This is a genomic window from Robbsia andropogonis (assembly GCF_000970345.1).
In the GTDB taxonomy this organism is placed as follows: domain Bacteria; phylum Pseudomonadota; class Gammaproteobacteria; order Burkholderiales; family Burkholderiaceae; genus Robbsia; species Robbsia andropogonis.
Genome location: NZ_LAQU01000022.1, coordinates 42,979 through 58,698, shown reverse-complemented (window position 1 = coordinate 58,698; position 15,720 = coordinate 42,979). Strand labels below are relative to the sequence as shown.

Annotated in this window: 7 protein-coding genes, 2 pseudogenes and 1 riboswitch; of the genes and pseudogenes, 2 read left to right on the top strand and 7 right to left on the bottom strand. The window is 61.0% G+C overall.

The features are described from left to right. Window positions 1-3: 3 nt before the first annotated feature. Window positions 4-118, bottom strand: a riboswitch (TPP riboswitch). A gap of 324 nt (window positions 119-442) precedes the next feature. Then, window positions 443-2,197, top strand: a complete 1,755-nt coding sequence (locus WM40_RS18395; RefSeq protein WP_046153600.1) for an ABC transporter ATP-binding protein/permease — start codon at window positions 443-445, stop codon at window positions 2,195-2,197. Window positions 2,198-2,287: 90 nt separating this feature from the next. Here the strand turns inward: WM40_RS18395 and WM40_RS18390 are convergent, their stop codons facing one another. The 3 genes and pseudogenes from WM40_RS18390 to WM40_RS18380 form a co-directional block, all read right to left on the bottom strand. Next, window positions 2,288-3,763 carry a glutamate synthase subunit beta gene (locus WM40_RS18390; protein WP_046153599.1) on the bottom strand — a complete coding sequence of 492 codons (1,476 nt, stop codon included), beginning with the start codon at window positions 3,761-3,763 and terminating at the stop codon, window positions 2,288-2,290. 337 nt (window positions 3,764-4,100) lie between these two features. Further along, window positions 4,101-8,786, bottom strand: a pseudogene (locus WM40_RS18385) (glutamate synthase-related protein); the annotation flags it as partial. 205 nt (window positions 8,787-8,991) lie between these two features. Next, window positions 8,992-9,792 carry a transposase gene (locus tag WM40_RS18380; RefSeq protein ID WP_046153598.1) on the bottom strand — a complete coding sequence of 267 codons (801 nt, stop codon included), beginning with the start codon at window positions 9,790-9,792 and terminating at the stop codon, window positions 8,992-8,994. Window positions 9,793-9,956: 164 nt separating this feature from the next. Here WM40_RS18380 and WM40_RS18375 point away from each other — a divergent pair, with 164 nt between their 5' ends. Then, the gene (locus tag WM40_RS18375) at window positions 9,957-10,856 is read left to right on the top strand and encodes an OmpW/AlkL family protein (RefSeq protein ID WP_082102936.1); all 900 of its coding nucleotides are present in this window, start codon (window positions 9,957-9,959) and stop codon (window positions 10,854-10,856) included. Window positions 10,857-10,956: 100 nt separating this feature from the next. Here WM40_RS18375 and WM40_RS18370 read toward each other — a convergent pair whose 3' ends face one another. The 4 genes and pseudogenes from WM40_RS18370 to WM40_RS18355 all read right to left on the bottom strand — a co-directional run bounded on the left by WM40_RS18370 (window position 10,957) and on the right by WM40_RS18355 (window position 15,719). Continuing rightward, complete coding sequence (locus WM40_RS18370; protein ID WP_046153597.1) at window positions 10,957-12,123, bottom strand: deoxyguanosinetriphosphate triphosphohydrolase; 1,167 nt, start codon at window positions 12,121-12,123, stop codon at window positions 10,957-10,959. Then, window positions 12,123-13,322 carry a 3-dehydroquinate synthase gene (aroB, locus tag WM40_RS18365; RefSeq protein WP_046153596.1) on the bottom strand — a complete coding sequence of 400 codons (1,200 nt, stop codon included), beginning with the start codon at window positions 13,320-13,322 and terminating at the stop codon, window positions 12,123-12,125. Before aroB ends, WM40_RS18370 begins: the two co-directional genes overlap by 1 nt. A gap of 223 nt (window positions 13,323-13,545) precedes the next feature. Beyond that, window positions 13,546-14,067: pseudogene (locus WM40_RS18360) on the bottom strand (shikimate kinase); the annotation flags it as partial. Between the two features lie 185 nt (window positions 14,068-14,252). Then, on the bottom strand, window positions 14,253-15,719 hold the full coding sequence (locus WM40_RS18355) for a type IV pilus secretin PilQ (RefSeq protein WP_236693584.1): 1,467 nt from the start codon (window positions 15,717-15,719) through the stop codon (window positions 14,253-14,255). Between the last annotated feature and the right edge of the window lies 1 nt (window position 15,720).

Here is a 15,720-nt window from a genome sequence, read left to right as displayed (position 1 = left end):
CATGGCGTACGATGGAAAACTCCCCTCGCCGGTATTATCCGGATCGGGTGCCAAGGGACTCTCTCAGCCGCGTCCCGTCGCTTGCATCGCGCCGTCCGCAGCACCCCTGTTTCATCTCCCCGTATTACAGCACAATTCTGGCGGGACCGACAGCGTAAATGCGGTGCCATCGACCCGTCGGCTGCGACCCGCCATATTCATTTCTAACAAACGATCTTAATTTTCAATTAAGAATCCGGTCCAACAATGGCCCAACAGTTATTCTGTTGCGAACGCCTGGCTCGGAATGCTCCGGCCTGGATACCAGTCGTCGGGTTCGTGGCATGGCTGGGGGCGCTGCGCCCCGTACTTACAGAACCCTTTCGCCTGCACGACACAACATCGTGTGGGCACGCAAGACGGTTGCTGACTTTACCCCTGTCATCATCACTCGCTGGAGGATATGAATATCGTGCAGGACAAACCAATCTCCGCATGGAGCCTGATACGGCCTTTCTGGGTCTCCGAACAGCGTTGGTCCGCACGCGGATTGCTGGCCCTGGTCATCGCCATGAACATGACGATGGTGTGGTTGAGCGTCCAGTTCAACAGTTGGAACGCAACCTTCTACGATGCGATCCAGCGCAAGGACGCCAACGCCTTCTGGCATGCCCTGTTGGTCTTCTGCTACCTCGTCTTCCCGATGATCCTGATTGCGATCTATCGGATCTATTTCCGCCAGATGCTAGAATTCAAATGGCGGCAATGGTTGACCAACCAGTACATGCGGCGTTGGTTGAAGGACCATGCGTTCTATCGCATAGAACGCGATCGTCTCGCCGACAATCCTGATCAGCGCATCACCGATGACCTGCAAAGCCTGGCGCACGCGACCCTTACCCTATCGCTCGATTTTCTCTCGACGCTGGTCACGCTGTTCTCGTTCACGACCATCTTGTGGAACGTCGCCGGCGCGCTGTCCTTCTCCCTCGGTGGCGTGCAGTGGCATATTCCCGGCTATATGGTGTGGGTTGCCTTGCTGTACGCGATAGTCGGCACGTTCATCATGTTTCGCGCCGGCCGTCCACTGGTCACGATCAGTTACCAGCAACAGCGTGTGGAAGCGGACTTCCGTTTCTCCCTGGTCCGCCTGCGCGAAAACGCCGAACAGATTGCGCTCTACGATGGTGCCGCAACCGAATGCGGGCACGCGGCGACCGCGTTCTCCCGTATTCGCGACAACTGGCGCATGATCATGCGCGTGACAAAGCGCCTGACGCTGGTCAACTCGCTATACGCGCAGATCGCAATCATCTTCCCGATCGTCGCGGCCGCGCCGCAGTACTTCGCCGGCGCCTTCACCCTGGGCACGCTGATGCAGATCGCCAGTGCATTCGGCACCGTCAGCGATTCGATGTCCTGGTTCATCAGCAGTTACGGCACGCTGGCGAACTGGCGCGCGACGGTGAACCGGCTGCGCGAGTTTCATCGGGCCATCGACGATCAGCATTTCCTCGAAGCCGAATCGCCTGCGACGCTGGCCGGTGGCATCAATCTGCATCGCACCGCGAATACGTCGATCGATACGAAGGACCTCTCGCTCGCGCTGCCCAACGGCAGCACGTTGACGCACGTCCCGGACCTGCATATCGCGCCCGGCACGCGCTGGCTCGTTCGCGGCGAATCCGGCTGCGGGAAAAGCACGCTGCTGCGGGCAATGGCCGGCCTGTGGGCGTTCGGTGACGGCGTGATAGAAGTGCCATCCGGGGCCAGGCTGTTCTTCGTGCCACAGCAAAGCTATATGCCGATCGATACGTTCAAGGCCGCGCTGAGCTATCCATCCGATCAGGAAGCGTTTACCGATGCCCAATGCCGTGAAGCATTGGCACTGTGTCAAATGGAAGAATATGCGGCGCATCTCGCCGAGTCCTCGCACTGGGCGCGCCGTCTGTCACCGGGCGAACAGCAACGGATCGCTTTCGCCCGTGTCCTGCTGCAAGCTCCGGACGTGGTTTTCCTGGACGAAGTCAGCAGTGCGTTGGATACGAAGACCGAAACGATGCTGTATCAGATGCTCATCGATCGCTTGCCGAACACAACGATCGTCAGTGTTGGCCATCGCGATACCCTGGTGACCTTCCATCAGCAGTTCGTTGATCTGAAGGCGGCGCACGACGGCGGGCCAGACGAGGACAAAACCGCGCAATTCACGGTTTGAACGAAAAAACGTCATGGGCGCGCGGATAGCACCCATGACGATATTCCCGCCGGACCGTATCGACACGGCACGGCGTCATGCACCAACGGTTTAACGCGGCAGTTCCGTCGCCCCCATCAGGAAGATATCGACCGCGCGGGCGGCCTGACGACCTTCACGAATCGCCCACACCACCAACGACTGGCCACGACGCATATCGCCCGCGGCAAACACGCCCGGCACATTCGTCGCATACGCCAGCACACCATCGGCGTCCTCGGTACGAGCCTTTGCGTTGCCGCGCGGATCGCGCTCGACGCCGAAGGCATCCAGCACCGCCTGCACCGGCGACACGAATCCCATCGCCAGCAACACCAGGTCAGCCTTCATCTCGAATTCGGAGCCCGGCACTTCCTGCATCTTGCCGTCCTTCCATTCGACACGTGCGGCCACCAACTTCTCGACTTTGCCATTCTTGCCTTCGAAACGCTTCGTCGCCACCGACCAGTCCCGATCGCACCCTTCGTCATGCGACGACGACGTGCGCAACTTTGTCGGCCAGTACGGCCAGACCAGCGGTTTGTTGGCTTCTTCCGGCGGACGTGGCATCAATTCGAACTGCGCCACGCTGGTCGCGCCGTGCCGGTTCGAGGTACCCACGCAGTCCGATCCGGTATCGCCCCCGCCGATCACGACAACGTGCTTGCCGGTTGCCAGCGTCTGGTCCGCCAGCTTGTCGCCAGCCTCCACCCGGTTTTGCTGCGGCAGGAATTCCATCGCGAAGTAAACGCCTTCCAGATCGCGCCCCGGTACCGGCAAATCACGCGGCGTTTCGCTCCCGCCCGAGATCACGACCGCGTCGAACTGCTCGCGCAGTTGATCCGGCGTGATGGTTTCACGCGCGTTGTTGGCAATCGTCGCCGGCAGCGGGTCCTTGCCGATGAACGTGCTGGTCTTGAAGACCACCCCTTCGGCTTCCATCTGGCGCACGCGGCGATCGATCAGCCACTTCTCCAGCTTGAAGTCCGGAATGCCGTAGCGCAGCAACCCGCCGATCCGGTCGTTCTTTTCGAAGACGGTGACGTCATGGCCCGCACGCGCCAGTTGTTGCGCGGCGGCCAGCCCCGAGGGACCGGACCCGACGACGGCGACCTTCTTGCCGGTCTTCACGGCCGGCGGTTGCGGCGCGACCCAGCCTTCCGCCCAGGCACGATCGATGATCGCGTGTTCGATCGACTTGATACCTACCGGATCATTATTGATGCCCAATGTACATGCCGCCTCGCACGGTGCCGGACAAATGCGGCCCGTGAACTCGGGGAAATTGTTCGTCGAGTGCAGCACCTGGATCGCGGACTTCCAATCCTGGCGATACACCAGATCGTTGAAGTCCGGAATGATATTGTTCACCGGGCAGCCGTTGTTGCAGAACGGGATACCGCAGTCCATGCACCGCGCGCCCTGCTGCCTGGCCTCGTCATCCTTCAGTGCGAAGACGAATTCCTTGTAGTGCTTCACGCGCGCCTGCGGCGCTTCATAGTGTTCGCTGAGTCGGTCGAACTCGAGAAAACCGGTTGCCTTGCCCATTTTTTTCTCAATCAATACAGGTCATGCGTTGTGCTGGTACGGTCCACCACGCGCGAAGGACGGGTGACAGGCGATGCGTGCTGACACGCTCGGATGTTGCCTCGTTCGTCGCGCCCGGACTGCCCCGGATTTCCGGAGGGCACCGACGTCCGTTTTCGGTACGCCGGCACGCAGTGGTCACGCGCTTTCTTTGGGGGATCGTGGGGATCGCTTCAGGAGCCGGTCGAGGCTCCGGACGTTACGCCACTACCGTCGACTTGCCGGTCTTGCCCGACTTGCCACCCTTATCCGCTTTCGCCGGGGCGCTGTCGTCCGCGTCGGCCTTGTCGGCCGCCGCCGCGGCGCGTCGTGCGTTCAACTCGCCCAACGCACGACGGTACTCGGTCGGGAATACCTTGACGAATTGACGACGCGCCGCATCCCAGTCCTCCAGCAGGCTCTTTGCCCGCAGTGAACCCGTGAACTGGAAGTGACGCTCGACCAGGTCCTTCAGCAATGCCTCATCGGTCTGGTCGGCATGCCACAACGCCTTGTCCACCGTCCGCTCCTGCTCGCCCCGCGGCAGAATCGGATCCAATGCGACCATCGCCGTATTGCAGCGGATCGGGAATGCGCCCTCGGGATCGTAGACATACGCCACGCCGCCGGACATCCCCGCCGCGAAGTTCCGTCCCGTTTCGCCCAGTACGACCACGGTACCGCCCGTCATGTATTCACAGCCGTGATCGCCGGTGCCTTCGACCACCGCCGTGGCACCGGAGTTACGCACCGCGAAGCGCTCGCCGGCCACGCCACGGAAGAACGCCTCCCCTTCGATGGCACCGTACAGGACCGTGTTGCCGCAAATGATGTTCTCTTCGGCCTTCGCACGGAAGTCGTTGGTCGGGCGCACGATGATCCGGCCACCCGACAAGCCCTTGCCAACGTAGTCGTTCGCCTCACCCACCAGATCCAGCGTCACGCCGCGCGACAGGAACGCGCCGAAACTTTGTCCCGCCGTGCCCTTCAACTGGATATGCAGCGTGTCATCCGGCAAGCCTTCGTGACCGAAGCGCTTGGCGATCACGCCGGACAGCATCGCGCCCACCGTCCGGTTCCGGTTACGCACCGGCTGGATGAACGAGACATGCTCCCGCTTCTGCAACGCCGCCTGGGCCTTCTCGATCAATACATGATCGAGCGCCTTGTCGAGACCGTGGTCCTGGTTTTCGCGATGCAGACGCGGCACATCCGCCGGCACTGCCGGTTCCGTGAAAATCTTCGCGAAATCCAGACCCTTCGCCTTCCAGTGTTCGACGCCCTTGCGGGTATCGAGCAGGTCGACGCGACCAATCATTTCCTCGAAAGTGCGGAAGCCCAGCTGCGCCATGATTTCACGCACTTCCTCCGCGATGAAGAAGAAGAAGTTGATCACGTGCTCCGGCTGGCCGGTGAACTTCGCTCGCAGCGTTTCATCCTGCGTCGCAACCCCTACCGGGCAGGTGTTCAGATGGCACTTGCGCATCATGATGCAGCCCTGCGTGACCAGCGGCGCGGTCGCGAAACCAAACTCGTCGGCGCCCAGCAGTGCACCAATCATCACATCACGGCCGGTCTTCATCTGACCGTCCGCCTGCACGCGAATCCGCGAACGCAGGCGGTTCAATACCAGCGTCTGCTGCGTTTCCGCCAGCCCCAACTCCCACGGCGACCCCGCGTACTTGATCGATGACAGCGGCGACGCACCGGTGCCGCCGTCATGGCCCGCCACCACCACGTGGTCGGCCTTCGCCTTCGCCACCCCCGCCGCCACCGTACCCACGCCCACTTCGGACACCAGCTTCACCGAAATGTCCGACGATGGGTTCACGTTCTTCAGGTCGTGGATCAGTTGCGCCAGATCCTCGATCGAATAGATGTCATGATGCGGCGGCGGCGAGATCAAGCCCACGCCCGGAACCGAATACCGCAGCTTGCCGATATAGTCGCTGACCTTGTGGCCCGGCAACTGCCCACCTTCGCCGGGCTTCGCGCCTTGCGCCATCTTGATCTGGATCTGATCCGCAGACACCAGATACTCCGCGGTAACGCCGAAACGGCCCGATGCCACCTGCTTGATCTTCGAGCGCAGCGAATCCCCTTCCTGCAGCGGGATATCGCGCACGACGGCATCCTTGCCGATGATGCCGGCCAGCGTTTCGCCCGACTTGATGGGAATGCCGCGCAGCTCGTTGCGATAGCGTCGCTCGTCCTCGCCGCCTTCACCAGTGTTCGACTTGCCGCCGATCCGGTTCATCGCGATGGCAAGGCTGGTATGCGCCTCGGTGCTGATAGAGCCCATCGACATCGCGCCGGTTGCGAAGCGCTTGACGATTTCCTTCGCCGGCTCCACTTCATCCAGCGGAATCGCGCGGGTTGGGTCTACCTTGAACTCGAACAGACCGCGCAGCGTCATATGACGCTTGCTTTGATCGTTGATCAGTTGCGCGTATTCCTTGTACGTTTGATACGAATTGGCGCGTGCCGAGTGCTGCAGCTTCGCGACCGCATCCGGCGTCCACATATGGTCTTCACCGCGGATCCGGAAAGCGTACTCACCGCCGGCATCCAGCATGCTCGCCATCACCGGATCGGCACCATAGGCCTTCTGGTGCATCCGCACCGCTTCCTCTGCCACTTCGAAGATGCCGATACCGCCGACGTTCGATGCCGTGCCGCGGAAATATTGCGAGATCAGTTGCTGGGACAGGCCGATCGCCTCGAAAATCTGTGCACCGGTGTAGGACATGTACGTCGAAATACCCATCTTCGACATGACCTTCATCAAGCCCTTGCCCACGGCTTTCGTGAAGTTCTTGATCGCCTTCTCGGCAGACAACTCACCAGGCAGTTCACGCGCCAGGGATACCATCGTTTCCATCGCCAGATACGGGTGCACTGCTTCCGCGCCATAGCCCGCCAGCAACGCGAAGTGGTGCACTTCCCGCGCGGAACCCGTTTCGACGACCAGCCCCGTGCTCGTGCGCAGCCCCTTGCCCACCAAGTGGCTATGCACGGCGGAGGTCGCCAGCAGTGCCGGAATCGCGACGTTTTCCGCGCTGATCTGCTTATCCGAGATGATCAGGATGTTGAAGCCGGAACGCACCGCGTCCACCGCTTCCGCACACAGGGACGCCAGACGCGCCTCGATCCCTTCCTTGCCCCATGCCACCGGATAGCAGATATCCAGCACATACGAACGGAACTTGTGCCCGCTGTACTGCTCGATATTGCGAATCTTCTCGATATCCTCGAAGTCCAACACCGGTTGCGACACTTCCAGCCGCATCGGCGGGTTCACATTGTTGGTGTCGAGCAGGTTCGGTTTCGGACCAATGAACGACACCAGCGACATCACCATGTTTTCGCGGATCGGATCGATCGGCGGGTTGGTGACCTGCGCAAATAATTGGCGGAAATAGTGATAAAGCGTCTTGTCCTTGTTCGACATGATCGCCAGCGGCGAGTCATTGCCCATCGAGCCAATGGCTTCCTCACCCGTCTGCGCCATCGGCGCCAACAGGAACTTCAAGTCCTCCTGCGTATAGCCAAAAGCCTGCTGACGATCGAGCAGTACCGGCGCATCGGAGGCGACCGCGGCAATTGCGGGTCCTTTCAGATCGATCTCGTCGATATTGATGCGAACCGCCTCGATCCAGCTCTTGTACGGCTTTGCATTCGACAGGTTGTCCTTCAACTCCTTGTCGCCGATGATACGGCCCTGCTCCATATCGATCAGGAACATCTTGCCCGGCTGCAAGCGCCATTTCTTGACGATCTTCGATTCCGGAATCGGCAGCGTGCCGGCTTCCGACGCCATGATCACGACGTCATCGTCGGTGATGCAATAGCGCGCCGGACGCAGGCCGTTACGGTCCAACGTCGCGCCAATCTGTCGACCGTCGGTAAAGGCGATGGCGGCCGGGCCATCCCACGGCTCCATCATCGCAGCATGGTATTCGTAGAAAGCGCGGCGGTTCGCATCCATCTCCGCGTGCTGTTCCCATGCTTCCGGGATCATCATCATTACCGCGTGAACCAGCGGATAGCCGGCCATCACGAGCAACTCGAGGCAGTTGTCGAACGACGCCGTATCGGACTGGCCCGGGTAGATCAGCGGCCACAGCTTCTTCAGATCGTCACCAAGCACGGCGCTTGAAATCGCGCCGGTACGGGCCGACAGCCAGTTCACATTACCCTTGACCGTATTGATTTCGCCGTTGTGGGCGATCATCCGGTAGGGGTGCGCCAACTCCCAGGCGGGGAAGGTGTTCGTCGAGAAACGCTGGTGCACGAGCGCCAGCGCCGAAACGCTGCGCGCGTCCTGCAGATCGCGGTAATACACGCCGACCTGATCCGCCAGCAGCAGCCCCTTATAGACAATCGTGCGCGCCGACATCGACGGCACGAAGTATTCCTTGCCGTGCTTCAGTTGCAATGCCTGGATGCGGTGGCTTGCGGTCTTGCGGATCACGTACAGCTTGCGCTCCAACGCGTCCGTGACGATCACATCCTGACCACGACCGATGAATATCTGACGGATCAACGGCTCGCTGGTACGTACCGTCGGCGACATCGGCATTGTGGTATCGACAGGCACGTCGCGCCAGCCCAGTACGACCTGGCCTTCGGCCTTCACCGTACGTTCGAGTTCCTGCTGGCAGGCAAGGCGCGATGCATGCTCCTTCGGCAGGAAGATCATCCCTACGCCGTACTCACCGGCGGGCGGCAGCGCGATGCCCTGCTTCGCCATTTCCTCGCGATAGAACGCATCCGGAATCTGGATCAGGATGCCGGCGCCATCCCCCATCAGCGCATCCGCACCAACAGCGCCCCGGTGATCCAGATTCTCCAGGATCTTCAGGCCCTGCTGAATGATATCGTGGCTTTTCCGGCCCTTGATGTGGGCGACGAAGCCGACACCGCAGGCGTCGTGTTCGTTCGCCGGATCGTAAAGGCCGGAGGCGGTCGGCAATCCGACCTGCGGTTGCGTTTGATCGTTCATTGGGGACACCGTATTGGAGGCCGACGCCGCGCACAGCAACATCATCGGGGACGGCCGTTTATATCAACACCCGGACCGGATGCGCGAAGGCGCCCGTGGGAACTCGCAATATAAGCGATCAACTACCGGAGTACAAAAGATTTTTCATGATCTGACCCTATTAATACATTTGCCCCAAAGTGGCGCATCATTAATTAGGGTCACATCATTTCGCAATGTCATCGTTCACTTTTTTGGGGCGTCCGCGCTTCAAGGGGGTGAGCCGGCGATTCGCTTGCCGCTCGCAGCGTTGCATGAATGCATTGTCGCCACGCAGCCAGCCTTTATGCGCCGCGTTCAACGCGGCCGCGCAGGTAGCGGGATCCAGGGGCTGTTCAGCGAGCGCCCGGTACTTGCGGTGTCGCTCGAAAGGAGTGTTGCCGAGCGCCCAGTACAAAGCGTGGTCGGTGATCGCTGGATCGATCGCCAGGCCTGCATGATGCGGATAACTCGAACGACGCGGGCCGATGCGTGCGTCTGGCGGCAGCGCGGCGAACGCACTGAGTGGGCCAGGCATCCCCGATGGCGGGACGTCGACGGCGTGCGCCGTTTCCAGGTCCCGATGCGCGGCGACCTGCGGCAACCCGGGCTCCGCGGCAGCTTCTATCAACACGCTGGTGGACAGCAAAAACGCGTCGGGGTCGATTACGGTTGCCCGATACCGGCCATCCCATAATGCCCCTTCCATGCCATGGCGCCGATTGAACCATGCGACATAGCGCCGCCCGACTGCTTGTACGGTGCGCGACACGCTGTCCGCGTCGTGCGGCGTCCCCAGCAAATGAACGATTGCCGGCGTCAACGCATACGCGTGAATGGCGAACCCATGGGCGCGGGCGGCACCGCGTAATGTTTCCATGAAAAACCGGACATCGTCATCCGCACGAAAGGCGCCCAGGCCAGTACGCACGGGCAGGATGACATGCTGCGGCATGCCGGGAACATGGAGACGGACTAGACGGGCCATCGGCTGAAATCGAATAAGCGGTGTGGGTAAAGCATAGCCCGATTTGACTGAGATAAGTCCTAGATTGCGCGGTCTATATTAAAAATGGTGCCGTGTCCCATCGCTCCAGATAATCGGTGAAAACAACATGACAAAACACACCGAGAAAAGACAGGAGACAGATGATGAGAAAAGAGCACGCGTTGACGCGTTCGCACGCGCGTCATGAGAACGTACATGACAGCCTTCCCTCATGTGCGGATGTCACCGAGCAGCAAGGCCGGCAAAGACCGACGGGCAGGACGACTGCACGCACGCGAACGCGCTTGATCGGATCGGTCGCGATAGGTGCGACACTGATCGTTGGGGCCCTTCAACAAGCGCAAGCGCAAAAGGCCGGAGACCTCATCATTGGCACAGGCTGGTTGCATGTCGCACCGCAGGTCAGCACGGGACCGATGAACACGAACGGCAACCTCGCGACACCATTAGGGCCAATGCCATTCAGCCGTAGCGACGGCGCGGCGACCGCCGGCGTCAGCGCCGCCAATACGATTGGACTGACCGCGACGTATTTCATTACTGACCATATCGCCGCGGAAACCGTCGCCGGCCTGCCGCCCAAATTCAATATCAATGGTACCGGCACCAACACGCCATTCGGCAAGATCGGTAGCGCTCGCATGTGGAGCCCTACGCTTCTTTTAAAATATTATTTCAGACAACCGACCGCCAAACTCCGACCCTTCATCGGCGTGGGCGTGACTTATGTCTGGTTCACCGGGGCGCAGATCACGAATGGTGAGTTTTCGCGGACCAAGCTGTATGGCGATACGTCCGTCCATGCGAGTCGCGGCTTCGCGCCGGTGTTCAATGCTGGTTTGTCGTATAACGTCGACAAGAACTGGTTCGTCGGCGCCTCCATCTCGTACATTCCACTCGCGAGCACGCTGACGATGAATACGCCCAATATGCGGAATGTCCCCACGCCATCGGGCGCACGCGTCTCGGGCTCCAGCACCACAACGGTGCGCGCCAGATTGAATCCGATCGTCACCTACGTCAATATCGGTTATCGCTTCTGACGGTCAGGCCCCGGAGGGTTCACCGACAGCGTACCCGGCACGCTTCGGTACGACGTCTCGGCACTGGCAAGGGTCTGTTGCCACAACCGGCCGGGTGCCATCAGCCCTGTTCATCATCCACGACGAACAGGCGCCGATACTCCTTCAGCGCATACCGATCGGTCATTCCCGCGATGTAGTGCGCGATCAGACGTGGCTGCCGCGCTGCGTCGCTGGATTGATACGGCGACGGCAACAGGCGCGGATCACTGGAGAACGCGTCGAACATGCCGGTAATCACTCGCTGCGCCTTATTTGCCATGCGCATCACCTGGTAGTGTCGATACAGGTGCTTGAACAGGAACTGCTTCAATTCCCGCGCCTGCGTCAACATCGCCTCGCTGCTTCCCACAAGCGCTCGCGCATTGCGCACGTCCTCGACGGACCGCACGCCTGTCTCTTGAAGACGACGCGTGGTTTCGTTCGTCAGATCGATGATCAAGGTATTGATCATCGATCGCACCGTCTCATGAATCAAGCGGCGGCCAGGCAACTCGCCGTAGCGGTTTCGTGCGACAAGGTAATGATCGCGCCAGAGCGTCACCTCCTCCAGCTGCCCGATGGTGATCAGGCCCGAGCGCAAGCCATCATCGATATCATGATTGTTGTAGGCGATCTCGTCAGCGATATTCGCCAACTGTGCTTCGAGCGACGGCTGCTTTCCCTGGAGAAAACGCTGGCCCAGCGCACCGAGTTCCTTCGCGTTTTCACGCGAACAGTGCTTGAGAATACCTTCTCGTGTTTCATAGCACAGGTTCAGGCCATCGAATTCGGCGTAGCGTTCTTCCAGCTCGTCCACCACCGCCAGGCTTTGCAGATTGTGCTCGAATCCCCCGTGGTCGCGCATGCAGGCGTGCAGCGCATCCTGCCCGGCATGGCCAAATGGGGTGTGCCCGAGGTCGTGCGCCAGGGAGATCGCCTCGACCAGGTCTTCGTTGAGACGCAAACTACGCGCAACGGATCGCGCAATCTGCGCCACCTCGAGACTATGCGTCAAACGCGTGCGAAACAAGTCACCTTCGTGATTGACGAATACCTGGGTTTTATATTCAAGACGGCGGAATGCAGTCGAGTGCACGATTCGATCACGGTCGCGCTGGAACTGGCTTCGCGCATTCGGCGGCGGCTCCGCGTATCGCCTTCCCAGCGTTTCCGCCGATCGGCATGCATAGGGCGCAAGGCCGGACTCAAAGGCGTTGTCGATGGAAAGCGGCGGCGTGTGTGACATTATTGCTCCGGTGCGATCGTCGCCGCCAGCGTCGCCCGGAGATCGGCATCGGGGACCGATGTAATCACCGCCTCGCCCAACGATTTCAACAAAATGAATTTGATTTCCCCGCCTTCCGTCTTCTTATCGCCCAACATCAGGTCGATATAGCGGTCGGCATCGGCACGAACCCGGTTGGCGGCATCGGCATTCGCTGAATCCCCATCCGCATCCGCGCTCGCATGGACCGCCACCGGCTTTACCGCGGCGCGCGTCAATGATGGCGCCCGCGTTGGTAGCATCGCTTTGGCGGTGACCTGTTCGAGGCGTTCGCGCGACGCGTCGTCGAGCAATCCCAGGCGGGCCGACAGATCCGCTGCCATCACCATGCCGCATCCCACCGCCTCGCCATGCAGCCATGCGCCAAAACCCAGACCGGCTTCAATTGCATGCCCAAACGTGTGCCCGAAATTCAGTATCGCGCGCAACCCACCCTCGCGCTCGTCGGCGGCGACCACGCGCGCCTTCACCGCGCACGAACGCAGCACCGCGTCCGCCAGTGCGGCCTCGTCATAGCCGGACAATGCCGCAACGTTCTCCGCAACCCAATCGAAAAACGCCGCATCGGCTACCGCGGCGGTTTTAATGACTTCGGCAATACCCGCCGCCAGTTCGCGGGGCGGTAACGATGTCAGCACCGCCGTATCGGCAATCACCGCCTGCGGCTGGTAGAACGCGCCAATCATGTTCTTTCCGCGCGGATGGTTGATGCCAGTCTTCCCTCCGACCGAGGAATCGACCTGCGCCAACAAGGTGGTGGGAATCTGCACGAACGGCACGCCGCGCATATAGGTGGCCGCGGCGAAACCGGTCATGTCTCCTACGACGCCACCGCCCAAGGCGATCAGCGTCGTCTTGCGGTCAGCGCGGATTTCTAGCAACCGATCGAAAATCAGGTTCAGTGTTTCCCAATGCTTGAACGATTCGCCGTCGGGCAGCACGATCGTCTCGACCCGCGCGCCCAGCGGACGTAACGCATACCGCAGCCGTTCGCCGTAAAGCGCCTCGACGGTTGTGTTCGTGACAATCACAAACAGGCCCTTGCCCGCTGCGGCCACCTTGGGCAAACCGGCTTGCAGCACATCACTACGATCGATCAAACCGGAGCCGATCTGGATAGGGTAGGCACGATCGCCCAATGCGACGGAGAGGCTTTTCATAAAGGCATTATGGCGCAGACCGCACGCCAGCGTTGGGAACGGGGGCATCTACGGACCCGTCGTCGCGCTCGACGTCAAAAGGGAGCGCCGCCTGCACCGGTGTCCGGGACGACGTCGGTGTCGGTAATGGCGCCGCACCGGTGCCCGCGGAAAGGGGCACGGACGTCGTCGGCGGATTCGCGCGGGCCTGATGTACGGCTTCGGTGGCGATCCGCTCATCATCCAGACCAAGCTGCGCGATGATGGACGCGGTAAGGCTGTTGATCGACGGGCGACCTGTCTCCATGACGCAGTGCGCGGTCTCACGATAGATCGGATCACGGATCGTGAACAAGGCCTCGAGGCGGCCGCGGGGATCTTCTGTCTGCAAAAGCGGCCGGCTCTTGTCGCGACGGGTGCGCAGCCACAAGTCGTGCGGGTGGGCGCACAGGTACACCACCGTTCCGCGAGACATCAGGCGTACACGGTTTTCCGGGCGAAGCACAGCGCCCCCACCGGTTGCCAGGACAATGCCATCGCGTTGCGTCAGATCGTCAATCACTTCGGCTTCGCGTGTCCGGAAACCATCCTCGCCTTCGTGCTCGAAGATCGTGGGAATCTTGACACCCGTGCGAGCCTCTATCTCATGGTCAGAGTCGAAAAATGTGCGACCCAGCTTACGCGCGAGCGCGCGCCCGACGGTGGTTTTACCCGCCCCCATCAAGCCCACCAGAATGACATTGCCGCGGCGCTTTTCCTGTCCCATCCGATTCATCTGATTCTTTCGTCGCGCAACAGCCTGTGAATCCAGCCCGCCACGGGCTCACGCAGCCTCGCGGCGTCTCGCGCAGCTTACGGGGAAACAGGGGCAATTGTCGAGCGGCACGCTGGCCTTTCGCGCGAAATTACTATTTTCCCATCACAATATGCGCTTTTCCCGCATTCTTGTCGCTAAACGGGCACATCTGCTTCATCCTGAACGCTTGCCCGTTTCGCTCCGGGCACGGAAAAACGCGTGATGTCGGCGTCAACAACCGTGGGCGTCAGCAAGATCACCAGTTCGATTTTGCGCTCTGTTTCGGTCGTGCGCCGGAAGAGTGCGCCAAGAAACGGAATACGTTGCAACAACGGGACTCCGACGACATCACGGCGCGTTTCACGCGAGAAAATACCGCCGATAGATACCGTGCCGCCATCCTCGACCTCCACCTGGGTACGTACCTGCTTCGTATCGATGGCATGGCCCGCGTCGGTCACCACGCCTAATGTGTCTTTTGCAACGTCGACCTCGAGCAGAACGCGTCGGTCTGGCGTGATATGCGGCGTCACCTCCAACCGTAACGAGGCACGCTTGAATTGCACGCTGCCGCTCCGCGCCCCACCACTGTCATCCCCGCGTCGTGACGCCCGCCGTCCTTGATACGGCAGCTCGGTACCCTGCTCGATCGTGGCCTTGTGCCGATCGGTGGTAACCACGCGCGGGCTCGACAGCACCTTGCCCCGCCCCTCGGACTCCAGGGCGCTCAATTCCAGCGAGATCAACCTGTCCGCGCCCGCCTTGAACAACGTGAATGCCGCGCTGGCTGCCGTCACACCTAACAACGGCAGCGCACCGGCGTCGTACAGGGTGCCGCCCGGTATCTGGACCGCATCTGTCTTGGCTCCACCGCCCAGGCGCAGCCGCGCGCCAAGTTGCTGGGAAAAGCCGGCGTCGGCCTCGACGATCCGCGCTTCTATCAGCACTTGCCGCGCCGGCAGATCGAATGCCGTGACGAGTTCGGCGATATGCGCAAGGCGTGCCGGCGTATCGGTCACGAACAAGCGGTTCGTGCGCATGTCGGCGCTCAATGCCCCGCGCTTGGACAACAGCAACTGACCGTCCCCGGCGATCAGCTTGCGCATGTCGTCGGCACGCTGGTAATGCAGCTCGAACAATCGGCTCGCAAGCGGTGCGTTATCAGCCTGTTTGGCCAGCGCGTCGTCCTGGTCCCGGGCGCGTTTCTCTATTTCAGCGGCAGGTGCCACCCACATCACACCATGCGCGTCCTGTCGCGCGAGGCCCCGCGATCGCAGCAGCGCGGCAAACGCATCCTGCCAGCGTACGTCGATCACATGCATCGACACCTCGCCCTTTACGCCATCGGATGTGACGATGTCCATCCCGGCGAATTGGGCAAATCCCTGAAGGACCTCCCGCAGCGGTGCACGATCGACATGCAGGTTCATGCGGCCGGATGACGGATGCGGTCCTTGCGATGACGTTGCCTTTAGCGGCAAACTCGGAGACGGGACGGCATCCTCGATCCCCGGCAAGGGTGGCGCAAGCGTCAGCGCGTCTGGCGCGTGCTGCTGCGCGGATACCATCGGCATGGCTGCGCACCCGGCCAGAAGCAACACAACAAACCAGAGACGTTCCATC